This is a genomic window from Paenibacillus sp. FSL M7-1046 (genome assembly GCF_038007405.1).
Taxonomy (GTDB): Bacteria; Bacillota; Bacilli; order Paenibacillales; family Paenibacillaceae; genus Paenibacillus_AQ.
The window spans coordinates 4,904,669-4,927,561 of the sequence record NZ_JBBOXB010000001.1 but is presented as its reverse complement, the minus strand read 5'-3'; the positions used below and the strand labels follow the sequence as shown (position 1 = coordinate 4,927,561).

Below are 22,893 nucleotides of genomic sequence, written 5' to 3'. Positions count from 1 at the left end.
CCTATGTGGGAATAGACGGGTAGCGCTGTGAAACTCTACACCAAAATAATCCCAGAAGGGAATCACAAAATAAATGGACTGCCTATACGAACTAAATCCTGCACTCAACTCAGCTATACTCATCTCATCTAAACTAAACTCTGCTTCACTCGGCTAACTCCACTATACATGATGATGGAGGTCATTGACAACCCCGCATCTGCAAAATATTACTTGCTCTGTGATAGATCCGGGCGAAGCTTCTGGGCTTCGTTCAGATACACATGGCGGATATCCCGCTGCGATTTATCGGTGTTGACCTGCACCATGAGGCGGATGCACTGTGGCAGGCTGCCCTTGACCGGGATCTCGACGGAACACATGAGCGGTACCATCTCCCAGCCTTCAATCTCACGGATCGCCCTTGCCGGGAAGGTAGCATCCAGATCAGCAGTCATCGTAATCCATACGCTGCAAATATCCTCTGCAATCACGTCATTGCGTTCGACGATTTCCCGCAACAGTACAACCGTTTCACGCAGGATCTCGTTTTCCTCGTTTTTCGTTACGGTTGTTGCACCGCGTATCCCCCGGTTTACCATGGGCTTTCCTCCTTCTTAAGCTGTGCTATAACCTCACGAACAGATGATTGCTGCACATCATTGACAATACTGACCGAACCAATGGCATCTGGCACGATAAAGGTCATTTTGCCTTCTTTGAATTTCTTATCATGCATCATCGCCGCCATCAGTTCATCCTCACCATATTGCGCCGGCAGTCTTACCGGCAAGGCGAGCGCCGACAGCATAGATACCGTGTCTTCATAAATGGACTTATCTTTGCCCAGTTTGGCCGCTAAAAGCGCCGATCCCGCCATTCCGATGGCAATCGCTTCCCCGTGCAGGAATACACCGTAGCCCCCCACTGCCTCGATCGCATGCCCAATGGTATGCCCGAGGTTCAGTATGGCCCGCTGCCCATGCTCACGCTCATCATTGCCGATTACGGCGGCTTTGATCGCACAGCCCCGCTCCAGCGCATAACCAAGCGCTTCTACGTTCAACTCAAGCAGCTCTGCCGCATGATCACGGCACCAGTAGGCAAAATCCCTGTCCAGAATCAGGCCGTGTTTTACAACCTCGGCCAGTCCTGAAGAAATCTGGCGCGGCGGAAGTGTGCGGAGCGTGTCCAGATCGTACAGCACCATAGACGGCTGATAGAAGGCGCCGATCATATTTTTGGCTAGCGGATGATTAACAGCCACCTTCCCGCCGACACTGCTGTCATGGGCAAGGATGGTTGTCGGAATCTGCAGGAAACCGATACCGCGCATATAAGAAGCGGCCACAAAACCCGCCAGATCACCGACCACCCCGCCACCGAGTGCCAGTACCGCTGAGCTGCGGTCCAGACCGGCCTGAATGGCCGTTGTGATAACCTCTTCATATACAGCCAGAGATTTGGAAGCCTCCCCGGCAGGGATAATATGGCTTACGACCGTATACCCCTGAGCCTGCAAGGAGCTTTCCACAGTGGCCAGAAAATGTGGGGCAACTTCACTGTCACTGACAACCAGCAGCGGACTGCGCAGTGGAAATCCGGCTTCCTGGCAGCGTTCACCGATACCCTGAAGTAAACCGCTGCCGATATGGATCGGATAAGAACGTTCTCCCAATTCTACAGTAATACTGCGCATAATCAGTAGCTCTCCAGTTGGGATAAGTAATTATTATAGTTGGCTCTGATTTCTTCCAGAGAATCGCCGCCGAATTTATCCAGGAATGCCTTCGCAATCTCCCAAGCCACGACATTCTCCAGCACAACACAAGCTGCCGGAACAGCGCAGGCATCCGAACGCTCCACCTGCGCGGTGAAAGGCTCTTTGGTATCAATATCAACGCTTTGCAGCGGTTTGTAAAGTGTAGGTATCGGCTTCATCACTCCGCGGACAACAACCGGCATTCCGTTCGTCATGCCACCCTCAAAGCCGCCCAGCCGGTTACTTGCCCGGTAGTAACCTCGTGAGGCTTCATACATAATTTCATCATGGACCTGTGAGCCGCGCAGTTCGCCTGCCTCGAAACCAATACCGATCTCAACGCCCTTGAAGGCATTGATCGACATTACCGCTCCGGCGATAGCTGCATCCAGCTTACGGTCGTATTGCACATAGCTTCCAAGACCGGTAGGCAATCCTTCAACGACGCATTCCACGATTCCACCGATGGAGTCGCCTTCCTCCTTGATCTTGTCTATGTAAGCCTCCATCTTCTGTTCGGTCTCTTTATCAACAACTCTCACAGAGGAGGCTTCGGTCAGCTCGATCAGTTCATCAACCGGAAGATTGTTGGCCGGTGCTTCAATTTCGCCGATCCGGATAACCTGTCCGGCAATCTTCACTCCGAAAGCGGCCAGCAGCTGCCGGGCCACAGCGCCTACGGCTACTCTTGCTGCCGTTTCACGGGCGCTGGAGCGTTCCAGCACATTCCGCAGGTCGGTAAGATTATATTTCAGTCCGCCGTTCAAATCCGCATGCCCTGGACGCGGCCGGTTCACCCGCCGCTTCTCTTCGTCGCTGCCGGGAATCGGTTCGATATTCATAATGTTCTTCCAGTGTGTCCAGTCCTTGTTCTCTACTACCAGCGCTACAGGAGCTCCTGTCGTAGAGCCATGGCGTACACCGCCGACAATCTGTGCGGTATCTTTCTCGATTTGCATCCGGCGGCCACGGCCGTAGCCCTTCTGGCGCCGCTGCAATTGAAAATTGAGCTCTTCAAAATTAAGTGTCAAATTGCTGGGCAGTCCCTCAATAATTGCTGTAAGCTGGGGGCCGTGCGTTTCCCCCGCTGTTAAATAGCGTAAACTCATGCTGCGTTCCCCCTTCACACTTTTAAACTGTAAACCGCTAAAATCTTAAATGTCTTTGCTCATTATAGTATAGGGAATCCGCTTTGACAAGAAAGGGATGGCCTCTAATCAGGTGCCCCTCATCCATAAAAGAACAGCGCCGCCATACTCTTCCGAGTAAAAGCGGCGCTGCTGAGCGTCCGGGGTCAAGAGCCTCTGATCAGCCCCCGATCCTCCGGTTTGACGGAGGCAATGTCGTCTTGCTCTCCTCAAGCTGCAGCAGGCTTTGCAGCTGCAGCTCCTCAATGCCGAGAATCTGCCCGCATTCGCGGACGGTAAGGAAGCCGCGTCTGTACGCGGCAATGACCTTGCTTTTGTCCATCTGGGATTACGACCTTTCGCATAGCGTACGGGTATCTACTATTCAGTATCACTGAAAAGAAGCGAAAGTATACGTTTACCAGATCGGGCGGTGCAGCACTATTTCTTCCGGTAGAAGAACGTTTCCGTCGATTCAAAGCCATACTGCGCAGGTGTAAAGATTTGCTCCGTACTGCCCACGAACAAATATCCGCCCGGGCGCAGACTGTCCGAGAACTTATGATAGAGCTTATTCTTAGCCTCTTCTGTGAAATAGATCATCACATTCCGGCAAATGATCAGGTCAAACCCTTCGTCAAACTTATCAAGCAGCAGGTTCTGCTTGCGGAAATCAATACTTTTTTTGAGTGACTCGCTGACCTTGAACACCGGTCCCTCCGGCGCGAAATAACGGGCGGCTACATCTTTTGGCACGTCCTTTAAGGATCGTTCCAAGTAGAGGCCCTGCTTTGCTTTGGCCAGAGCGCCATCATCGATGTCAGTAGCCAGAATACCGGTCTGGGAAAGAAGATTTTTGTCGGATAAAATCATCGCCAGCGTATATGGCTCTTCCCCGGTGGAGCAGGCGGCACTCCATAGCTTCAACCGGCGTCCCGAGCGCTGCAAATCAGGCAGAATGACATCCCGCAGGACTTCCCAGCGGTTCGGATTGCGCCAGAACTCCGAGACATTAATCGTCATCCGGTCCAGAAATTCATAAAATAAAGCCTTGTCCTTCATCATTGCGGCATAAAAATCTTGAAATGAATGATAGCCGTTCTTCATCCGCAGCGTAGTTAAACGCCGTTTCATCTGTGCTTCCTTGTACTGGGCGAGATCGATTCCGGTACTTTGCTTGACGTTATGGATAAACCCGGTGTAATCCGGATCTGCTGCTTCAATCTGTTCACGTTCTGCCATATGACTTCTCCTGCCTCCCGCCTGTTGTTACATCCATGCCTGGATGTCTTTGTTGTAGTGAGCCAGTTCATTCGGAGCAAAGAAATTGGCAATTTCACGTTCAGCGCTTTCCGGTGAATCCGATCCATGAATAAGGTTAAGCGGTGTATGGCTGGCAAAATCGCCGCGGATTGTACCCGGCAACGCTTCGCCTACCTTGGTCTTCCCTATCAGCAGACGGGACAGCGCCACTACATCATCGCCTTCCCACACCATGGCAAACACAGGACCGGAGGTGATAAAGCCCACAAGTTCAGGAAAGAAATCTTTACCTTCGTGTTCTGCGTAGTGCTTCTTGGCCTGTGCTTCTGTGACAGTAATCAGCTTCGCGGCAATCAGCTTAAATCCTTTGTCCTCCAGGCGGGCGACAATACGCCCGATCAATCCGCGTTGTACTCCGTCTGGCTTGATCATCAGATACGTTTTTTCCATAGAGTCACTCTCCATTTTTATGAATAGGTTAGTACATCGCTGCGAATTCAAGTGGTATATTTTCTGATATTATCAGAAACCCGGTCATCTGTGAACGCTTATATTTCAAAGAGGAGCGAAGTCTAATAGGCTCTGCCTGTTACAAAAAATGCAATATCCCGCAGATTGCGCTTTGTTTTGTTGTTCGGAAGCTCATCCAGCGCCGCCAGTGCTTTGGCTATATAGCGTGAAGCCAGCTCTTCTGCACGGGCAATACCTTCTCCTGACAGGATCAGATCAATGGCCCGGCCCACACTGCGCTGCCCTTCACGGATAAGCTTCAGTTCCTCCAGCAGCGAATCGCGAAGCCGGGCGTCCTCAAGACTGTAGATCACTGGAAGTGTAATGTTCCCCTGGCGCATATCGCTGCCCGGAGGTTTGCCGATTTGCTTCTCCGTTCCGGAAAGATCGAGCAGATCATCACGGATCTGAAACGCCATACCGACGTTGTATCCGTAATTATAGAGCAGCCGGGCTGTCTCCGGCTCCGCGTCAGCTGCCAGCGCGCCTAGCTGACAGCTGATCGCGATGAGCAATGCTGTCTTGCGGCGGATCCGCCGCAAATAATGGCGCACACTCTGCTCGCTGTTGAAGAAATCACGGATCTGCTCCATTTCTCCGATGGACATTTCCACCATCGCCTTGGAGAGGATTTGGTGGATGCGGGGATTTTTCAGCTCCGAAGTCATAACGAGCGCTTTTGCATAAATATAGTCCCCGGTGTACATGGCGATCTTGTCGCCCCACTTCGCTTTGACAGTAAGCTCTCCACGCCGCAGCTCTGCATCGTCGATCACATCATCGTGAACGAGCGAAGCACTATGTATGAGCTCAAGCGGGATAGCTACACGCTTCAGCTTCTCCAGATCATATTGGCCAAATTTGCCGCCCATCAGCACAAATACTGGACGCAGACGTTTGCCGCCCGCCTTCAGCAGATGCAGGGAAGTCTCTGTCAGCAGACCATCATCGCCTTGAACGCTGCGGTACAGCTCTTTTTCGATCAGATCCATATCCTTGTTCAGCAAACCGAATATTTGCATTCGTTTCATTCTTTCACCCGTGTCAGCAAATTGTGGCTCCAAAGCTCCATCTTCACTTCCTGCGGCAGCAGGCCCATTTCATAGGCGTAGCGGAAATAGAGGTTCAGACCTTCCTGCTGCCTTTCCCCAAAGTCATAACATAGATTACGGAAATATCCTTCCCAGTAAGCAGCCGTTCCGCCGATAGCCATACACGCCTCCCGAATAACTGGCGCGAGTTCGCGGATTCCGCGTCTTTTACTTTCCGCAAAGGCCTCGGCAATCTCGGCAATCGCTTTAGGCTTACTGTTCGCTGCCTCCCGGTTTACCGCCCAGACGGCAAAGGTCATGCTGAGTCCAGTCCACTCATTCCACAGTTCACCCAGATCAGTAACGATGTAGCCCTGATTCTGCCACGAGGCTTTGATCGCATTGTCGCCGATTAAGAGACAGGCATCCGCCTGATCCATCATGTGATCCAGATCAGGCTCTGCACTGATATATTCCGGTTTGCCATGAACGGCCTTCTCCATCAGAATCTTCAGCAGATTCACCGATGTTGCGGAGGTATTAGTTACGGCAATCCTGGCGTTTCCAAGCTGCTGAACAGGCATCCGAGAGAACAGCAGAATTGATTTGACCGGTCCCTCCGAACTGACGGATAGATCCGGAAGCAGCAGCAGACGGTCACTGGCTGCTGCATAGGCAAAGGAAGACAATGCACCTACGTGGATGGTGCCCTCAGCCATGCCCTGATTAAGAATGGCAGGCACTTCACTCACCATCTCTGCAGGATAACTTAACGAAGAGGGGTGGAAATTGTGAAATACCGGCCATGAGTTGGTATAGCTGATTTTACCGATAACGGTATGCTGCGAATTGACCATCCCTCATTCCCCCCATCTGCGAAATAAAGTGTGCTCAATGTTAAAGCTGTCCAGCACCTTGCCCACCATAAAGTTAATCAGATCATCCATGCTGACCGGGCCAAAATAAAAGGCCGGCATTGCCGGGATCAGCTTGACGCCCAGCCGGGACAGCTTCAGCATATTTTCCAGGTGAATGGCATGCAGCGGTGTCTCCCGGGGGACGAGGACCAAGGGGCGCCCTTCCTTCAGCATGACATCGGCAGCCCTTGTCATCAAATTATCGGAGCTGCCATGCGCCACAGCAGACAGTGTACCCATGGAGCAAGGCATAATAATCATCCCTTCCGTGCGGAAGGAGCCGCTGGCGATCGATGCCCCGATGTCCTGTACTTTATGATAAAGCAGAGAACCGGGATAGCCGCTGAACTTTTCGTTCAGAAAGCCTTCCCGGTCAGAGGCGGCAAAGCCAAGCTCCTCTTTAAAAACACGCCAGCCCGCATTGCTCACAACGAGATGGACCGTATACCCCAATGAAAGCAGGGTTTCCGTCAGACGAACGCCGTAAATACCTCCGCTCGCTCCGGTAATTCCTACAACGAAATTTTTAGGCTTCTGCTCTGTCATTTGTAAAACTGCACCACCAGGTCAATCAAAGTAAATGAGAACACCACGATGCTCAGCACCCCGTTCATGGTAAAGAACGCAGTCTGCAAGCGGCTTAAGTCACTCGGAGACACAATGTGATGCTCATAAAAAAGAATGATGTAAGCAATCAGCATCCCTGCTACATACCACCAGCTTAAATCGGTGATAAATAGGAGCGAAACGAATCCGATGCCCGTAAGAAAGTGAAATACCTTCGCAATGTCCAGCGCCCGCGGAACACCAAAGCGGACTGGAATGGAGTAAAGGCCTTCCTTCGTATCAAATTCAACATCCTGGCAGGAATAGATAATATCAAAACCCGCAGTCCAAAACACAATCGTGAAATAAAAGATCATGGCTGTCCAGTCCACAGTGCCTGTGACGGCAACCCAGCCCCCAAGCGGAGCCAAGGCGATGGTTAGCCCGAGTATCAGATGGCAGGCCCAGGTGAATCGCTTCGTGAAGGAATAAAAAACAAGGAGAAAAACAGCGATCGGCAACAATTTCGCCGACAAGGGATTAAGCTTGAAAGCAGCCCAGAATAGTAAAAAGAATGAGATCGCAATAAAGATTATTACTTCTCCAACCTTCAGCAGCCCTGCGGGAATCGCTCTTCCTGCGGTCCGCGGATTCTTGGCGTCACTGATCCGGTCAATCAGCCGGTTCAGGCCCATGGCCGCGCTGCGGGCGCCAAACATGGCGATAACAACCCAGCCGATCTGGGCCCAGGAAGGGAGTGTGCCGAACATGACAACTGAACCGAGCAATGCGCCCATAAATGCGAAGGGTAATGCAAAAACAGTATGTTCAAACTTGATCATTTGCAGAAAAACGCCGACTTTTTTAAACATTACAGTTCTCCTTGAGCCCAATATGTAATGCTGCGATGCCGCCGGTCAAGGGATAGGATTCCACTTGCTCCAGACCGGTTTCACGGAAAATCACCGCAAGCTGCTCTCTGTCCGGAAATAGGGCCAATGATTCGGGAAGCCATTTATATTGCTCGTATCTTTTGGCAAACAGTTTCCCAAGGAGCGGAAGTACACGCTGAAAATAAAAATAATAAATGCCTTTGAACGGCTGTTTCATCGGCTTGGAAAGCTCGAGGCAGACAACCATTCCTCCCGGCTTCACTACACGCTTCATTTCGTTCAACACTTGAACGAGATCAGGCACATTGCGAAGTCCGAAGCCTATCGTCGCATAATCAAAGCTGTTGTCACCGAAAGGCAGGTCCATCGCATTGCCCTGGACCAGTGAAATGCGGTCCTGCAGTTTGCGCTCTTCCACCTTGCGGCGGCCTACCTCCAGCATGCCTGCACTGAAATCAAGCCCGATAACACTTCCGGTCTGGCTGGCATCAGCCAAGGCAATACTCCAGTCACAGGTGCCGCAGCACAAGTCTACAGCGGAATCACCGCGCTTCATGCCCATCTTGCGCATCGTGAACTTTCGCCACGCTTTATGGCGGCGGAAGCTTAGAATATCATTCATCAGGTCATATTTGCCGGCAATGCTCTCAAATACGGAGTGTACAAATTGTTCCTTCGGTTTGACGCCCTGGTCACCCAAAGCTGATGTTTTCTCTATAGTCATTCTCTACCCCTCCACGGCCGCTTGTCCGGAAATTTTCGTCTGCAGGAGAAAGTGGTCAAGCGCGGAGCTAAGCTCGCTGATCAGGTGCTCGTCCTTAATGTCTTTCAGCAGTCCCTGTATGGACTGGAGCGACCCATGCAGCTTGTCGGTCAGCAGGGAATCGCATTTATATTTCAGCTTGAGCTTCTTCCAATCCTTCAGATCGAGATTCTGCTCATCCAGAAGCTGCCGCTCTTCTTCTGTGGCTAATTCCATCACCTTCCAGTAACAATAGCCTTCCCGGGCACTTGCCGGATTACCAGACCGCCGCAGTTCCAGACATAAGGTCTCGCAGTGGCTGAATTCAGCCAGCAGCTTCTCCCACAACTGTGTGAGCGACTCCTCAATCATCGGTGTAAAAGAAAGGAACAGCCGCATATTGAGCTGTACCGTGTGCCGCAGGTATTGTTCAGCGGAGAGCAGCATCCCCTTCATTTTGCCGTAAAGATGGGCTTTCATCACGTTAAAGTCGGCAATGGCCGTACTTAAGATGCCCACCATCTCGATCTGTTCACGTTTCGCAAGCAAGTGGTAAAACCAGCTGCTGAAGTAATCGCCGGCCAGCACCTTGAGCTGACGGGAACGCATCTGGTCTCCCCCTGGTTCTTCAAGGGATATATCGATGTTCTCATGCGTATCAAGGCCTAGCTGCACAAGTGCTGTTACCAGAGTATACAGCTCACCGTTTTGCGCACCGTCCGGGGTGCCGTGATTCAGAAAAATATATAACAAATGACCACGCCCATCGGAAAACGGCGGTAATTCCGTATGCCGCTGAATCATATCGTAGTCGGTGTAGGGTTTAGCAAGTTGTGGTATGCGGTACGGTTTCATTTCAGCCTCCGAAGCCATTGACGTTATGACAATATCTTTGTTCACAATCTTGTCTATTATATCACATGTTTTTTTGTCACGCACTCTGGGGCGTTCTAGTTTCATTTACCCACATTAGGGATAAATGAACTGCCTTTTCCACAGCTCGCTTTCACGAATACGGAAGCCTTTCTTGAGCGCATCTGGCAGCGGATCATTCCCGGACGCCTCCAGCTTCTGCTGCAGTTGAAGCGACCACTCCATGCGTCTGATATCCCCGGCAAGCAATAGACGGCGGGTGTCCAGCCATTTGTCCTCGGCAACGATGCGCAGGAGCAGCTGATCGACATTCTCCGTGTCTTGGAAAGCAAAGGAGATCGCCTGAGCCATATTCTGATACAGTTCTTGGGGCTCGTGGTTATTGCCGGTTACCTTCAGATCCAGTGATAAGACACTCTGTTCAAAGTCAACGCTATCGATGGACAGGGTAAAGGGGATCCCGTTCAGTATATCTACAAGATTATCATTATCGAGAATCGTATTCGCACCGCTGAAGGTTTCCACTACTCCCTGCTGCCTTTGCAAGGAAGGTTCGAGTTCCGCCAGCTTCGGCAGAACTACGGCAGAAGCCGTGGTCACGAGCAATACAGTTCCGATTAGCCAGCCCCGGTTCATGACCTGCCCCCTTATCCATAATTTCCGCCTTGCCGTGCGTTTATACGATCCTGCAGACTTGCCTATACTTAGTTATATTTTGAAAAAAAGCAGGCTATGCCTGCTTTTCAGCTTTCGCTCTCCAATTGTCCGTGTTTGCTCCATATTTCCGCCTTGCCGCGGATTTTCATAGCTGAGGTATGATCGGTGAATTGAGCGATCAGCACCTCGCCTTTGTCCAGCTTCTCCGTGTGGTGAAAGCGCGTATCCAGTCCTCTGGTAAGCCCGATTACCTGAACGCCGTTCTCTTTGGCCTTCACCACGATGTACTCGCTGCCTGACGGTGCAGGGCTAACGCCATTATTCTTCTCGGTCATCTTTGATCCTCCTAAAAGTTTTGTGAGCATCTGCTTCCTTGAAATTTCTTCGTACAAAACTAGCTTCGGAAGCATTCGCTTAAGTTTTGTGAGCATTTACTTCCTAGAAATCTCTTCGTACAAAACTGGCTTCGGAAGCATTCACTTAAGTTTTGTGTGAGTATACGCTTTCTCTAAGCAATTGCGGATAAAGATTGCAAAAACAAATGCCGCCTTGGAGGGCGGCATAGTTGTAACTCGGAAGACTATAGGATCGATATGTAGAAATCTCTATTTGATTCCGTCTTTAAGCGCCTTACCGGGTTTGAATGCCGGTACTTTGCTTGAAGGAATTTCGATTTCTTCACCAGTTTGCGGGTTGCGGCCTTTACGTGCGGAACGTTCGCGCACTTCAAAGTTTCCGAATCCAACCAGTTGTACTTTATCGCCGCTTTGCAGAGCACCTGTGATCGCTTCGAAAACGGCATCTACCGCTTTAGTAGCATCTTTCTTGGGAAGTTCAGTTGCTTCTGTTACTACGTTGATCAAATCTGATTTATTCATGTCTTCTCACCTCCCTGGGTAAATTTCCGGTATCATACACTGTTTCCGTTTCAACGCAAAATATACGTGATAATCCCGTTTATTGCTAGATACTGGCGCCCTTCTTCCTAGAAGCGCAACAAACTTATAGTAATACAGCCCATCCATAATTTCAAGGCGTTCCTCAAAAAAGGAGCAGAAAGTATCTACTAAACCCTTAATTAGGCCGAAAATGAGAGACTATTAATGGCAGAAATTCCTATTAACCATAAAGTAGAGAAGCATTTCCGTGTAAAAAGAGTACGGAGGGGAATTCATCGGATGTCATCTGCCCCCACTCCGGCACAACAAAAAGAGAGCCGGAAATTCCTGCTCTCTTTTTGTTATGAAATGTGCCTTACAAAATGATGGCGATCAGGCCGCCTGAACCCTCGTTGATGATCCGTCCAAGTGTTTCCTGCAGCTTGTAGCGGGCATTATCCGGCATCATGGCAATTTTGCCCTGAATCCCTTCGCGCACAATCGAATGCAGCGAGCGGCCAAAAATATCCGACTCCCAAATCTTGATCGGGTCATTCTCAAAGTCCTGCATCAGATAGCGCACCAGCTCTTCGCTCTGTTTCTCCGTGCCGATGATCGGCGAGAACTCCGATTCCACATCCACGCGGATCATATGAATCGAAGGTGCTGTCGCCTTCAGGCGAACCCCGAAACGCGAGCCCTGGCGGATCAGCTCTGGCTCATCTAGAGCCATTTCCGCGAGTGAAGGGGCGGCTATCCCGTAGCCGGTTGTTTTGACCATTTCCAGTGCTTCGGAGAAGCGGTCATACTCGCGTTTGGCATGGGAGAAGTCCTGCATCAGCTGCAGCAGATGATCTTTTCCGCGGATTTCAACCCCTACCACTTCCATCAGAACCTGATCATACAGTTCTTCCGGCGCATACAGGTCAATCTCGGCCACACCTTGGCCCATGTTCATTCCGCTAAGCCCTGCTTTATCGATGAAATCATATTCCGTAAACTGGGAGACCAGCCGGTCAACATCACGCAGGCGGCGGATGTCTTTCACGGTATCGCGGACGGAATTCTCATAGCTGCTGCGCAGCCAGTGGTTTTCTCCCAGCACCATCACCCAGCTAGGCAGGTTCACATTCACCTCATGGACCGGGAATTCATACAGCACTTCACGCAGCACACCGGTCACATCGTCTTCCGTCATATTCGCGGCACTAAGCGTCATAACGGGAATATCATATTTAAGGGCCAGCTCACTGCGCAGCTGCTGTGCCTCTTCACTGCGCGGCCGGGTGGAGTTGATCACAAGCACAAACGGCTTGCCTACTTCCTTCAGCTCCGCAATGACCCGCTCTTCGGAATCAATATAAGAGTTCCGCGGGATTTCAGCAATCGTGCCGTCTGTAGTCACAACTACACCCAGCGTGGAATGCTCCTGAATCACCTTACGCGTGCCAATTTCCGCCGCTTCCTGGAAAGGAATCGGTTCCTCAAACCAAGGAGTGGAGATCATGCGAGGGCCGTTCTCATCCTCATACCCTTTTGCACCCTCCACAGCGTATCCTACACAGTCGACCAGCCGGACATTCACTTCCAGCCCTTCCGCAACCTTGATCTGCACCGCGTTGTTCGGTACAAACTTCGGCTCAGTTGTCATAATGGTTTTGCCCGCTGCACTTTGCGGAAGTTCATCCACTGCCCTTACCCGATCTGCCTCGCTGGTGATGTTCGGCAAGACAATCGTCTCCATGAAGCGTTTGATGAACGTCGATTTCCCCGTGCGAACCGCGCCGACGACGCCAAGATAAATGTCTCCGCCGGTACGCTCGGCAATGTCCTTGAAAATATCCACTTTTTCCAAAAGAGATCCCCTCCTCATATTACTCCGAAGAAAAAATGCCTGAAGAGCATCGACTTCGCGTTCCGCCGGCAATCTGACCCTTGCAGGACATCCACCGGACTTTCGTATGTCCGCCCGAAGCCTAGCTGCTGCTTAAGGGCGGAACACTTTTGCCCCGCGCTAAACTCCGAATGCTCGGACATGCATTTGGACTAGTATCATCATATGTATCCGGAACGGATTTATGACCCGCAGCTGCGCAATTTGTATAGTAATTTGCGAAATGAGGTTCTGCACCCCCGCAGGGCGTCACGACGCCCGGAAGTCTTCTCATCAATCATATGAGCGCGGAGTAGCAAGTAGAACTACCTATCTCCTTTCATGTGGCCGCTGCCACAGAAGCACCGGGAAATACAAAAAAGCAGCCCCAGAATAACTTCTGGAACTGCTATCGGTTTGAAACGTCTATGGACTGTCCGGAGGCTGAGGAACTGGCAGTCCCTCAATCCACAAATACGGCAACGACTTCACCGGTACATAATAAGAAGCCTGCTCCAGCTCAATCCGCAGATCCTGATTGGCCGCAGGTGTTGCGCCTTCCTTGTCGATGGCAGACATAATATCAAAGCTGTAGTCGACATACACGTCACCGTTCTTGTCCATGATAAACTCCAGCGGCTGTCCGGAATAGACGCTCTTCAGCGTTATAGACGCCGTTCCCGCCTTTTTGGAATCAATGGTGAAGAAGCCCGGATACCGTTCCTCCCCTGCCGGGAGTGCACCTCCATGCGCTGATTTGTAGCAGTTAACCTGGCGGGAGACATCATTTACCTTCTGCACGGTAACGAGATCCATCAGCTTCACGGTAGGATCACTTTCTTCATCCAAGATAAGAAAATAGGCGCTGCCGCCCTTCTCAAAGGCAGCAGCCGGAATTTCATCCAAATAGCCTTTTTGGCGCAGCTTCTCCAAATCAATTACGAATTTCTCATAGCGTGGAGTAGATTCCTCGCTATTTAGGATCGGCAGCAGACCTTCCTCCTGCTGATAATCATCCACTGCCGCCTGAACCCGCTTGACACTCTCGCGGAAATTGCCCGCAGGCTGGTTCTGTTCTCCCCGGTACATACAGCCCGTGAGAACAAAGAGCAGCAAGCTTATTCCCAGCAGCAAGCCCATTCTGATTCCGGATGTCTTAAGCCCATCTGTGAAGAGCACTCCGTCCGCCCCTTTCTGCTCCAGCATTCTCCGAAAGTTACTTCACAAGATTACCAAAGCCCGTCCTCTTCTCCACGACGCGCTGCTTCCAGTCTGCGCCGCACTGCGGCTTTAAGCGGGTCCTCGGGAACGACGACGCTCAAATCGTTCCAGACGGCTGCCTGGCACGCCAGACGGACGCCTGAATCCAGCAAGCCGCCAAGCTTCCGCCGCTCGGCATCCCCCGGCGGCCGAAGGGCAGCAGCCTCTTCCTGTGGGACCGTCACCTTGCACATCAGGCAACCGGCTTTGCCTCCGCAGCGTGTAGGCAGGACCACTCCCGCTTTGCGCGCAGCTTCCAGCAGGGTTACCCCGTGCTGCACTACTGTTTTTCGTCCTTCAGGCTGGAAGGTGACAGTCCATCCTTTTTGCGGCTTCATGACATAGCTTCCTTCCTTTGCTTTCTTGTTAAATCTCTATCGACGTCGACACTCCGAGCAGTGTCTCCAATTGCAGCCCAAAGGCTTCATCCAGTCCATTCTCCAGAACTAGCTGCTGCAGCAGTGGTAAATGACCAGCCAGATTGACTTTCATAAAATTGGCAATAGCACTGCACCGGTCTCCCCTGCACCGCAGCAGGTTAAACACCAGCTCGTGAGCCGCAGGCATCAGGCGCATATAGCCGATACCGTTAAAATCCTGGATGAGTGCATGCGGCAGAAGCAGCTGAACATCCACGGCATACCGGCGCGTGCCGGAGCCGATCTGAAAACCGCATACCAGTTCTACCCTCGCATCTCCGATACGATAGCGGCTGCGCAGCGAATAGCAGCCTCCGCTATAATCTTCTTCCGGACCTCCGTCCACCGAATAACTGCTCAGAGCCGAATGAAGTACTTCGGCATCCTCCAGATCGGCGTAGAGGTCGATGTCGCGCGGCGGGGCATTCAGCTGCACTCCGTGCAGCAGAAGCCCGCAGCTTCCTCCCAGCAGCCATACAGGCGGCTTCTCCAGCCAGCTCAGGCTTAACACCTCGGATATAGAGGCTAGCGCTGCCTCCAATATGTAGGGAATTCCCGAATCTGCCATCTACTCACGTCCTATTCCTGCAAAAAAAGTCCAGCGATTCTTCCAAGAACATTCTGCCTGAATTTATTGTAAATGCTTACATAATTGAAGCGGCTCCGCCCAACAGCCCGATCAGCATAATGACAAAAGCAACTATTGATAAAATAGCTCTCAGCAGGCCTTTTGTCTTGCTGCGCGCAAAGGTTATCAGAAATACGGACAATCCCATTACCAGAATCGCTATTAGCGACAACCACATTTTCGTCATCGGATCCATGGACAAACCGCCTCCATCCGGCAATATTTGATTGCGACTATTATATCATGAAGACTACGGCATGAAACCTACTAAGTCTAAGGGTTCAAAAAAAAGAGCAAAAGATCACAGAATCAGGACTGATTCCGGATCATTTGCTCTTTGCTCCGCGAAGATTAATGCTATTTTTTCAGCATCATTTTCATTAAAGACTCCATGGTGCCCGAATTCGCGCCGCCTTTTTTGACAGCGTTGATGATATCCTGCACCGTAGCCTCGCTGACCGGTACCTTCGCCATTGATGACACCTGCTTAATTAACTGGCGGAGCTGGGCTTCATTCTGCATTGTTCCCGGTTTGACCGTACTGGCCAGCTTTTGGACAGCACCTGGTGTGATGTTTTTGCCCGCTTTTTTATTGATGGCGTTCAATGCATCCTTGGAAAAATCTTTGCTCACTTTTCATCCCTCCTCCGTCAATCCCCATTACAACATATGAGGATCCCCGTCAAAAGGTGAACGTGATCAGGAATGCCACTGCTCCCAAGTTTCCTGCGAGATCGTTTCCATCTCCGTCTTGCGGTCGCGTCCCATCAGGGCCTCGACGGCGCTGCGCGGCGTTTTGCCTTTGAACAGCACATGATAGATCTGATCAGTGATTGGCATCTGCACGCCCAGCTTAAGCGAAATAGCGTATGCGGCTTCCGTGGTGCGTATCCCTTCAACGACCATGCCCATGGACTCCAGCACTTCAGAGAGCGGTTTCCCTTGGCCAAGCAAAGAACCTGCACGCCAGTTGCGGCTATGCTGGCTCGTGGCTGTTACCACAAGGTCACCGAGTCCAGCCAGACCGGCAAAGGTCAGCGGATTGGCACCCAGCTCGACACCGACGCGGGAAATCTCGGCAAGACCGCGGGTGAGCAATGCCGCCTTGGCATTATCGCCAAAGCCCAGACCGTCAGACAGACCTGCCCCAAGCGCTATGATATTCTTCAGGGCTCCGGCCAGTTCAACACCTACCTGATCTCGATTGGTGTACACACGGAAATCATTGTTGATAAATAAACTTTGTGCTTCTGTAGCGCGTCTGTCGTCCGGTGAAGCTACCACAACCGTTGTAGGACACAGGCGCACCACCTCTTCGGCGTGGCTAGGTCCGGACAGAACAACCACCTGGCCTTCATCACAGCCCAGCTCCTCGGAAATGACGGTGGACATCCGTTTCATGGATTCCGTCTCGAAGCCCTTTGTAGCATGTACACAGAGCATATCTTCTTTCCAGAAAGGTTTGAGGCTGCGGGCGACCTGGCGCATTCCGGAGGACGGGGCAACAATAACCACCGCCTTGGAACCGGAGACCGCTGTCTCCATATCCGTAGTTGCGATGATATTAGCGGGCAAAGAAATCCCGGGCAAGAAATGCTCATTCGTGTGAGCCTTATTAATCTCGGCAGCCTGTTCGGACCTGCGTGTCCATAGATAAACCTCCGAGTGGTTAGCCGCCAGCACAGTAGCCAGCGCAGTTCCCCAACTGCCCGCGACCAGCACGGTTACTTTATCAGACAACGCGATTCCCCTCCTTGACTTTAGCGCCGATTTTATTCTCTCTTCCCTGGGAGATCTTCACAATATTGCTGCGGTGCCGCCAGAAAGCGAATACTGCAATGATAAGGCTTCCCCACAATTCAGGCGTTGTAAATTCGGTAAACAGCAGGAATACCGGGGTAAGCGCAACAAAAATCAGGGAGCCCAGCGACACAAATCGGGTAATAACGATGGCCAGGATGGCAATGACCCCTGCAATCAGCGCAGGCCAAAAACAAAGCGTAGCCATTACGCCAATTGTAGTCGCAATGCCCTTCCCGCCGCGAAAGTGAAAGTAGAGCGGCCAATTATGCCCGATGATGGCTGCGACCCCGCAAGCCACCGCGATCCAGGTTCCCCAGCCGCCAGCCCAGGTTCCGAGCCAAACTGCGGCAATTCCCTTCAGTACGTCCAGAACCAGCACCAGTATTGCCGGTCCTTTCCCCATCACACGCAGCGTATTGGTCGCTCCGGCATTGCCGCTTCCGTATTGACGGATATCAATACCTTTGAGCAGCCGGGCGAGCAATACACTGAAGCTGACAGAGCCAAGCAAATAGCTTACAACGATCACCAGAAGTTCAAACGCCACTACTCTTCTCCCCTAACCTTCGTTTTCGGATTTGCGCCGTGTAAATAGACGGATTGGTGTTCCTTCAAAATTGAACGCCGCGCGGATTTTGTTCTCCAGGTATCGTTCATAGGAGAAGTGCATCAGCGACGGGTCATTGACGAATACCACAATCGTCGGCGGCTTGACAGCAACCTGAGTAACATAATTGATGCGCAGGCGCCGTCCTTTATCCGTTGGCGGAGGATTAATGGCCACAGCATCGGACACCACATCGTTGACCAAATGCGTCGTAATCCGCAGAGCATGCTGCTGGGCGACATGCTGCACCACCGGCAGCAGCTTCTGCAGGCGCTGTTTCGTTAATGCGGACAAGAACACTACAGGTGCATAGCTCATGAACAGGAAGTGATCCCGGATTTTGGTCTCAAAGTTCTGCATCGTCTTGTCATCCTTCTCGACAGCATCCCATTTGTTGACCACAAAAATCGAAGCTTTCCCGGCATCATGAGCATAACCGGCAATATGCTTATCCTGATCGATAATGCCTTCTTCACCGTTGATTACCACCAGAACGACATCAGCCCGCTCAATGGCCCGCATTGCGCGCATCACACTGTATTTTTCCGTGGTTTCATATACTTTGCCGCGTTTGCGCATACCCGCAGTATCAATCAGAACATAGCGCTGCCCGTCCCGTTCAAAAGGAGTATCAATGGCATCGCGTGTAGTCCCTGCGACATCGCTGACAATTACACGTTCTTCACCCAAAATGGCGTTGACTAAAGAAGATTTACCTACATTCGGCCGGCCGATCAGGGCCACACGAATCACATCTTCGTCGTATTCCTCTTCAGTTAGCTCTGGAAGCTTCTCGGTTACCGCATCCAGCAAATCGCCGATTCCGGTACCGTGGCTGCCGGAGATGCCGATAGGATCGCCGATTCCCAGGGTGTAAAATTCGTAAATATCATCCGTGCGCTTCATGTTGTCCACTTTATTGATTGCAAGTACAACCGGTTTGCCGGAACGGAAAAGAATTTGTGCCACTTCTTCATCCGAATTGGTCAGTCCGCTTTTCGCCTCGCACATAAAGACGATAACATCCGCTTCCTCAATCGCCAGCTCCGCCTGAACACGGATTGATTTCAGAATCGCGTCTTCACCATCAATTTCAATCCCTCCGGTATCAATTACACTGAAGGATTTGCCGTTCCAATCTGAAACGCCATAAATCCGGTCGCGTGTAATCCCCGGTTTATCTTCTACAATGGCCAGTCTATCGCCAATCAGCCTGTTAAATATCGTCGATTTTCCGACGTTAGGCCTTCCTACGATGGCCACAACGGGTCTTGCCATATTCATTCCTCCTGTCGTCCTTACGTAACTCATCATAGCAAAAAACAATAAAATTGGCTAACCAGCTTGTACCTTACCCCTTTTGGACTTTACATGCCTGTAAAAACACAATCGGCGAACCCTCTTATCGAGGGCTCGCCGATTACTTTACCCGGTATGACAATCTAAAGGATTAGTTGTTACCCTTGAATTTGTCCAGCTTGTCGCCGAAGCGTTCAGCAAGCGTGAAGCTGAGTCCTTCGTTGCTGAGCGATACGTTAGGATTGTTCAGCACTTCTTTAGGAGCTCTGTCTCTGCTGTTGCTGCGTTCCGGTCTTGCTGTAGGAGCCGGAGCTTCTTCGGTTTCTTTGATGCTCAGGCTGACGCGTTTCTCGGATGGATTGAAGTCAAGCACTTTCACTTGTACTTCTTGTCCTTCTTTGAGCACTTCATGCGGAGTACCAATGTGCTTGTGGGAGATTTGCGAGATATGCACAAGGCCTTCCACGCCTGGAAGCAGTTCAACAAACGCGCCGAAGTTTACAAGGCGTTTTACTTCGCCTGTAACTACATCGCCAATGTTGATTTTACCGGCTGCAGAATCCCAAGGACCTGGAGCAGCAGCTTTGATGCTGAGGCTGATTTTGCCTTTTTCAGGATCAACCTTAAGCACTTTTACGCGAACCTTGTCGCCTTCGGAAACAACATCGGAAGGTTTTTCGACATGGTTCCAAGCGATTTCGGATACGTGAACCAATCCGTCAACGCCACCCACATCAACAAATGCGCCGAATTGCGTCAGACGTTGCACAGTACCTTCGATGATTTGTCCTTCGGACAGCTCAGCCATAATCTTCAATTTGTTGGCTTCGAATTCTTCTTCCAGCACTTCTTTGGCGGAAAGAATAACCTTGCTGTTCTCACGGTCCAGTTCTTTCACTTTCACGCGTAGAGTGCGGCCTTTGTAGTCGCTGAAATCTTCTACAAAGTGACGTTCAACCATGGAAGCCGGAATAAATCCGCGCGCGCCGACATCAGCTACGAGGCCGCCTTTGACAACGTCAGCCACAGTAACATCGAACGCTTCCTGGGAAGCAAAATACTTCTCCAGATCTTCCCATGATTTCTCGCTGTCAATTGCACGTTTGGAGAGAACCAGGCTTTCCTTGTTGTCGTTGATGCTGACAACTTTGCATTCCACTTCTTGTCCAACTTCTACTGCTGCTGCAGCGTTGTCCAGTTGTACGGAAGACAATTCGCGAATAGGAATAACGCCGTCGTATTTATATCCAATGCTTACATAAGCTTGGTTATCTTCGATTTTGACGATTGTTCCTTTCACGGTATCGCCTTTTTTCAACGAAATGATTTCCAAACCTTCTTGGCTTGTCACTTCTTCTTCGTTACCTACAGCGGATTCCACTGTTTCTGTTGCTTCTACGGCTTCGTTGTTCTCAACATTAGCCGCAGCTTCCTGATTTCTAGTTTCTTCAGACATGTGATTACCCTCCTCGATTCAAAACCCCATTTATTTAAACCCGCGTAGAGCAGAGTTCAAAACAAGCATTACCTAAATATCACTTACATTTTTAAGTTAGTATGTTCCAAAAAATAGCGGTTATGCCGTTATTCCTCAGCATCTGCAAAAGCGGCGTGATTCAACGTTTATCTTGCACTGGGCCTGCCGGTCTTGGCCATCTCATGAATCCGCCCCATAATTACATCAGTGACTTCTTCAAGAGACTCGCTTCCCTTTCCATCGAACGAACTGAGGTCAATGGGAGCCCCATAAATGACAGTCATCCGGCGAAAGGGCTTGTAAGATCCGACGATAGCGGCCGGAACAACTGCTGCACCGCTGCGAAGCGCAAAACTTGCTGCGCCCTTCTTAGCCACACCGGAATCAGAGTTTCGCGTCCCTTCCGGAAAGATGCCCATAACATGTCCGCCGCGAAGCGTATTAAGGGCCGTTTTGATGGATTCTTTGCTTACGCCGCCACGTTTCACCGGAAAAGCGCCCAACTTATTAATGAGCCAGCCTAGCACAGGAACCTTGAACAGCTCTGCTTTGGCCATATACTTTACCTGACGGTTCAGCTTAATGCCGATCGTCATTGGATCAAGCAGGCTGATGTGATTGGCGCAGAGCAGCACCCCGCCCTCTTTCGGCACATTCTCTTTCCCGACAATCTTCAGCGGGAACAGGATGGCATAAATCAAGCGAAGCAACCCACAGCAAATGGCATAAATCATGAATGATTTCTCTCCCCGTCAACATGAGATCTGCAGTGGGAGACAATGGCTTCCACGGCTTGCCTGATATCCATAAAGGTCGTGTCAAGAAGAATGGCATCTTCTGCACGGCGCAGCGGTGAAATCTCCCGTCCTTCATCAAGACGGTCACGGGCTGCAATATCACGTTCAAGCTGCTGGATAGTTATTGTTTCCGTGTCCTTCAGCTCTTTATAACGGCGGAGAGCCCGTTCCTCCACACTTGCCGTCATGAAAATCTTCACTTCGGCATCCGGCAGCACGGTCGTACCGATATCGCGGCCATCCATTACGACCCCCTTGCGAAGCGCCATCTGACGCTGCAAATGACTGAGTCTGGATCTAACACCCTCGATCTTCGAATACTGCGACACCTGGCCGCTAACCTGAAGACTGCGGATATGCGGGGTTACGTCCTCCCCATTGATCAGCACCTTCTGGATGTCCTGCTCCGGAATAAGCTCAATCACCATATCGCGGACCCTTTGATCCACTGATTCATGATCTTCCGGCGGAATGCCTCTGCGGAGCATATCCCAGGTAATGGCCCGGTACATTGCACCCGTATCAACATAAATGTAAGACAACTTCTGGGCTACCAATCGGGCTACAGTGCTCTTGCCTGCCCCGGCAGGTCCGTCGATGGCGACGTTGATTCTGTCGTAAGTATGTGTCCCCTGCCTAACCAACGGGGCATTCCTCCTCAAACACGCTTTCATTAAGAAATACGTCCACCGACGTATCTCTAGGAACTTGATGATCTTATCAAGAAAAAAGCAGGCATTGCCTGCGACTTATAAAATTATACCACAGTTTATACCTCAGTGCAAAATGGCATAGCATTAATTCAGCATAAAAAAGGCTATTTTGATGCCCTTTCCAGGCGTTCAGGCGACCTAACATTAACGGTCGCGGAAATCAAACTGGCGTTCGAAGCAGTAGCGGATTATTTTTTGACGCTCGGAATCCGTGATGGCGGCAAACTTCAACATGACTAGATTACGCCCGCTTTCCAGCTGTTTTATCCGCACAACCTCACCTTCAAAGTTCACATGCTCGGTGCTGCCGTTTCGGTAAGGGACCAGCAGCCAACAGAACAGCTTGTCTCCCACCTCCACCTTTACTTTGGGATCACTGAGAAAAGAAGCTCCTCCTCCTCCGATATCATCGGTCCGTACCAGAAAACGGCTGCCCAGCGAATCCTTCACCGCCAGTTCAAGCTCGGCATTTACACGGAAGAAGCTGCGGCGCTGTATTTTGAAGATGGCATCCGTTTCCGGTTTGCGCACCCGGACCATCCGGATAACATCCTCTTTAAAGCCGAGTACATGCGTGTTGAAGTAATTTTTGATTCCGCCTTCGGTAAGAAAATATACGGAGAGCTCGTCCCCTATAAACAGCTTTTTCAGCCGCCCGTTGCTGGCCTGCATTGGAATTTCAATCAGCAAGGCCTCATCTTCCATATCTGCAATTCTGGATCTATATTCTAGTTCTGCTTCAGCCGCATCGCTGGAAGCAATCTGTATGTATAGATATTCGTTAATTTTGGGATACAATCATGTCACCGCCACAGAGTTAGTAATTAATTCTTCATGAT

28 protein-coding genes are annotated in these 22,893 nt (G+C 50.9%); all 28 read right to left on the bottom strand.

Features of this window, described 5'->3' with window-relative positions:
- Positions 1-209 precede the first annotated feature (209 nt).
- Positions 210-581, bottom strand: a complete 372-nt coding sequence (gene aroH, locus NYE29_RS21715; RefSeq protein WP_076109855.1) for a chorismate mutase — start codon at positions 579-581, stop codon at positions 210-212.
- Positions 575-1,678 carry a 3-dehydroquinate synthase gene (aroB, locus tag NYE29_RS21710; RefSeq protein WP_076109856.1) on the bottom strand — a complete coding sequence of 368 codons (1,104 nt, stop codon included), beginning with the start codon at positions 1,676-1,678 and terminating at the stop codon, positions 575-577. Before aroB ends, aroH begins: the two co-directional genes overlap by 7 nt.
- Before the next feature lie 2 nt (positions 1,679-1,680).
- A complete protein-coding gene (gene aroC / locus NYE29_RS21705) occupies positions 1,681-2,850 on the bottom strand; it encodes a chorismate synthase (protein WP_340897435.1) in 1,170 nt (389 codons plus the stop codon).
- A 199-nt stretch (positions 2,851-3,049) separates the two neighbouring features.
- The gene (locus tag NYE29_RS21700; RefSeq protein WP_179091700.1) at positions 3,050-3,211 is read right to left on the bottom strand and encodes a hypothetical protein; all 162 of its coding nucleotides are present in this window, start codon (positions 3,209-3,211) and stop codon (positions 3,050-3,052) included.
- Positions 3,212-3,309: 98 nt separating this feature from the next.
- Entirely contained in the window at positions 3,310-4,110 is an 801-nt protein-coding gene (locus NYE29_RS21695) for a CheR family methyltransferase (protein WP_038594503.1), read from the bottom strand.
- A gap of 27 nt (positions 4,111-4,137) precedes the next feature.
- Positions 4,138-4,581 (bottom strand): nucleoside-diphosphate kinase, encoded by a 444-nt coding sequence (ndk, locus tag NYE29_RS21690; protein WP_076109858.1) that lies wholly within the window; start codon positions 4,579-4,581, stop codon positions 4,138-4,140.
- Between the two features lie 122 nt (positions 4,582-4,703).
- Positions 4,704-5,672, bottom strand: coding sequence for a polyprenyl synthetase family protein (locus tag NYE29_RS21685; RefSeq protein ID WP_076109859.1), 969 nt, complete (start codon positions 5,670-5,672; stop codon positions 4,704-4,706).
- Complete coding sequence (locus NYE29_RS21680) at positions 5,669-6,529, bottom strand: menaquinone biosynthetic enzyme MqnA/MqnD family protein (RefSeq protein ID WP_038594509.1); 861 nt, start codon at positions 6,527-6,529, stop codon at positions 5,669-5,671. Before NYE29_RS21680 ends, NYE29_RS21685 begins: the two co-directional genes overlap by 4 nt.
- Positions 6,530-6,532: 3 nt before the next feature.
- Positions 6,533-7,135 carry a UbiX family flavin prenyltransferase gene (locus tag NYE29_RS21675; RefSeq protein WP_038594512.1) on the bottom strand — a complete coding sequence of 201 codons (603 nt, stop codon included), beginning with the start codon at positions 7,133-7,135 and terminating at the stop codon, positions 6,533-6,535.
- On the bottom strand, positions 7,132-8,007 hold the full coding sequence (locus NYE29_RS21670; RefSeq protein WP_038594514.1) for a UbiA-like polyprenyltransferase: 876 nt from the start codon (positions 8,005-8,007) through the stop codon (positions 7,132-7,134). Before NYE29_RS21670 ends, NYE29_RS21675 begins: the two co-directional genes overlap by 4 nt.
- Positions 8,000-8,752 carry a demethylmenaquinone methyltransferase gene (locus NYE29_RS21665; RefSeq protein WP_038594516.1) on the bottom strand — a complete coding sequence of 251 codons (753 nt, stop codon included), beginning with the start codon at positions 8,750-8,752 and terminating at the stop codon, positions 8,000-8,002. The genes NYE29_RS21670 and NYE29_RS21665 overlap by 8 nt, the downstream gene beginning before the upstream one ends.
- Positions 8,753-8,755: 3 nt before the next feature.
- Complete coding sequence (locus NYE29_RS21660) at positions 8,756-9,730, bottom strand: heptaprenyl diphosphate synthase component 1 (RefSeq protein ID WP_340897434.1); 975 nt, start codon at positions 9,728-9,730, stop codon at positions 8,756-8,758.
- 9 nt (positions 9,731-9,739) lie between these two features.
- Entirely contained in the window at positions 9,740-10,279 is a 540-nt protein-coding gene (locus NYE29_RS21655) for a hypothetical protein (protein ID WP_340897433.1), read from the bottom strand.
- A gap of 107 nt (positions 10,280-10,386) precedes the next feature.
- Entirely contained in the window at positions 10,387-10,635 is a 249-nt protein-coding gene (gene mtrB / locus NYE29_RS21650; protein ID WP_038594522.1) for a trp RNA-binding attenuation protein MtrB, read from the bottom strand.
- Between the two features lie 270 nt (positions 10,636-10,905).
- Entirely contained in the window at positions 10,906-11,178 is a 273-nt protein-coding gene (locus NYE29_RS21645) for an HU family DNA-binding protein (protein WP_019909963.1), read from the bottom strand.
- 376 nt (positions 11,179-11,554) lie between these two features.
- Complete coding sequence (spoIVA, locus tag NYE29_RS21640; RefSeq protein WP_038594524.1) at positions 11,555-13,033, bottom strand: stage IV sporulation protein A; 1,479 nt, start codon at positions 13,031-13,033, stop codon at positions 11,555-11,557.
- 444 nt (positions 13,034-13,477) lie between these two features.
- Positions 13,478-14,257, bottom strand: a complete 780-nt coding sequence (locus NYE29_RS21635) for a hypothetical protein (protein ID WP_340897431.1) — start codon at positions 14,255-14,257, stop codon at positions 13,478-13,480.
- Positions 14,258-14,280: 23 nt separating this feature from the next.
- The gene (locus NYE29_RS21630; protein WP_076109862.1) at positions 14,281-14,649 is read right to left on the bottom strand and encodes a 2Fe-2S iron-sulfur cluster-binding protein; all 369 of its coding nucleotides are present in this window, start codon (positions 14,647-14,649) and stop codon (positions 14,281-14,283) included.
- Between the two features lie 28 nt (positions 14,650-14,677).
- Positions 14,678-15,298 (bottom strand): hypothetical protein, encoded by a 621-nt coding sequence (locus tag NYE29_RS21625; protein ID WP_076109863.1) that lies wholly within the window; start codon positions 15,296-15,298, stop codon positions 14,678-14,680.
- A gap of 76 nt (positions 15,299-15,374) precedes the next feature.
- Positions 15,375-15,554, bottom strand: a complete 180-nt coding sequence (locus NYE29_RS21620; RefSeq protein ID WP_038594528.1) for a DUF2768 family protein — start codon at positions 15,552-15,554, stop codon at positions 15,375-15,377.
- 161 nt (positions 15,555-15,715) lie between these two features.
- Complete coding sequence (locus NYE29_RS21615; RefSeq protein WP_038594530.1) at positions 15,716-15,991, bottom strand: stage VI sporulation protein F; 276 nt, start codon at positions 15,989-15,991, stop codon at positions 15,716-15,718.
- A gap of 66 nt (positions 15,992-16,057) precedes the next feature.
- Positions 16,058-17,098, bottom strand: coding sequence for an NAD(P)H-dependent glycerol-3-phosphate dehydrogenase (locus NYE29_RS21610; RefSeq protein ID WP_340897430.1), 1,041 nt, complete (start codon positions 17,096-17,098; stop codon positions 16,058-16,060).
- Positions 17,091-17,708 carry a glycerol-3-phosphate 1-O-acyltransferase PlsY gene (plsY, locus tag NYE29_RS21605; protein WP_076109865.1) on the bottom strand — a complete coding sequence of 206 codons (618 nt, stop codon included), beginning with the start codon at positions 17,706-17,708 and terminating at the stop codon, positions 17,091-17,093. The genes NYE29_RS21610 and plsY overlap by 8 nt, the downstream gene beginning before the upstream one ends.
- A gap of 12 nt (positions 17,709-17,720) precedes the next feature.
- Positions 17,721-19,046 carry a ribosome biogenesis GTPase Der gene (der, locus tag NYE29_RS21600; protein ID WP_076109866.1) on the bottom strand — a complete coding sequence of 442 codons (1,326 nt, stop codon included), beginning with the start codon at positions 19,044-19,046 and terminating at the stop codon, positions 17,721-17,723.
- Between the two features lie 172 nt (positions 19,047-19,218).
- A complete protein-coding gene (gene rpsA, locus NYE29_RS21595; protein ID WP_076109867.1) occupies positions 19,219-20,523 on the bottom strand; it encodes a 30S ribosomal protein S1 in 1,305 nt (434 codons plus the stop codon).
- Positions 20,524-20,690: 167 nt separating this feature from the next.
- Positions 20,691-21,278 (bottom strand): lysophospholipid acyltransferase family protein, encoded by a 588-nt coding sequence (locus NYE29_RS21590; protein ID WP_340897429.1) that lies wholly within the window; start codon positions 21,276-21,278, stop codon positions 20,691-20,693.
- Complete coding sequence (gene cmk / locus NYE29_RS21585) at positions 21,275-21,985, bottom strand: (d)CMP kinase (RefSeq protein ID WP_340897428.1); 711 nt, start codon at positions 21,983-21,985, stop codon at positions 21,275-21,277. The genes NYE29_RS21590 and cmk overlap by 4 nt, the downstream gene beginning before the upstream one ends.
- A gap of 213 nt (positions 21,986-22,198) precedes the next feature.
- A complete protein-coding gene (locus NYE29_RS21580) occupies positions 22,199-22,852 on the bottom strand; it encodes a flagellar brake protein (RefSeq protein WP_038594544.1) in 654 nt (217 codons plus the stop codon).
- Positions 22,853-22,893 lie beyond the last annotated feature (41 nt).

Bases quoted from the DNA above. Each gene is read 5' to 3' on its own strand.
- NYE29_RS21660 (WP_340897434.1), bottom strand. From the start codon at position 9,730: ATGAAACTAGAACGCCCCAGAGTGCGTGACAAAAAAACATGTGATATA.
- mtrB (WP_038594522.1), bottom strand. From the start codon at position 10,635: ATGACCGAGAAGAATAATGGCGTTAGCCCTGCACCGTCAGGCAGCGAG.
- NYE29_RS21670 (WP_038594514.1), bottom strand. From the start codon at position 8,007: ATGTTTAAAAAAGTCGGCGTTTTTCTGCAAATGATCAAGTTTGAACAT.
- NYE29_RS21645 (WP_019909963.1), bottom strand. From the start codon at position 11,178: ATGAATAAATCAGATTTGATCAACGTAGTAACAGAAGCAACTGAACTT.
- NYE29_RS21625 (WP_076109863.1), bottom strand. From the start codon at position 15,298: ATGGCAGATTCGGGAATTCCCTACATATTGGAGGCAGCGCTAGCCTCT.
- der (WP_076109866.1), bottom strand. From the start codon at position 19,046: ATGGCAAGACCCGTTGTGGCCATCGTAGGAAGGCCTAACGTCGGAAAA.
- NYE29_RS21635 (WP_340897431.1), bottom strand. From the start codon at position 14,257: ATGCTGGAGCAGAAAGGGGCGGACGGAGTGCTCTTCACAGATGGGCTT.
- ndk (WP_076109858.1), bottom strand. From the start codon at position 4,581: ATGGAAAAAACGTATCTGATGATCAAGCCAGACGGAGTACAACGCGGA.
- NYE29_RS21675 (WP_038594512.1), bottom strand. From the start codon at position 7,135: ATGACAGAGCAGAAGCCTAAAAATTTCGTTGTAGGAATTACCGGAGCG.
- rpsA (WP_076109867.1), bottom strand. From the start codon at position 20,523: ATGTCTGAAGAAACTAGAAATCAGGAAGCTGCGGCTAATGTTGAGAAC.
- NYE29_RS21655 (WP_340897433.1), bottom strand. From the start codon at position 10,279: ATGAACCGGGGCTGGCTAATCGGAACTGTATTGCTCGTGACCACGGCT.
- NYE29_RS21680 (WP_038594509.1), bottom strand. From the start codon at position 6,529: ATGGTCAATTCGCAGCATACCGTTATCGGTAAAATCAGCTATACCAAC.
- NYE29_RS21620 (WP_038594528.1), bottom strand. From the start codon at position 15,554: ATGGATCCGATGACGAAAATGTGGTTGTCGCTAATAGCGATTCTGGTA.
- aroC (WP_340897435.1), bottom strand. From the start codon at position 2,850: ATGAGTTTACGCTATTTAACAGCGGGGGAAACGCACGGCCCCCAGCTT.
- NYE29_RS21685 (WP_076109859.1), bottom strand. From the start codon at position 5,672: ATGAAACGAATGCAAATATTCGGTTTGCTGAACAAGGATATGGATCTG.
- NYE29_RS21590 (WP_340897429.1), bottom strand. From the start codon at position 21,278: ATGATTTATGCCATTTGCTGTGGGTTGCTTCGCTTGATTTATGCCATC.
- NYE29_RS21695 (WP_038594503.1), bottom strand. From the start codon at position 4,110: ATGGCAGAACGTGAACAGATTGAAGCAGCAGATCCGGATTACACCGGG.
- aroB (WP_076109856.1), bottom strand. From the start codon at position 1,678: ATGCGCAGTATTACTGTAGAATTGGGAGAACGTTCTTATCCGATCCAT.
- NYE29_RS21630 (WP_076109862.1), bottom strand. From the start codon at position 14,649: ATGAAGCCGCAAAAAGGATGGACTGTCACCTTCCAGCCTGAAGGACGA.
- NYE29_RS21700 (WP_179091700.1), bottom strand. From the start codon at position 3,211: ATGGACAAAAGCAAGGTCATTGCCGCGTACAGACGCGGCTTCCTTACC.
- aroH (WP_076109855.1), bottom strand. From the start codon at position 581: ATGGTAAACCGGGGGATACGCGGTGCAACAACCGTAACGAAAAACGAG.
- NYE29_RS21665 (WP_038594516.1), bottom strand. From the start codon at position 8,752: ATGACTATAGAGAAAACATCAGCTTTGGGTGACCAGGGCGTCAAACCG.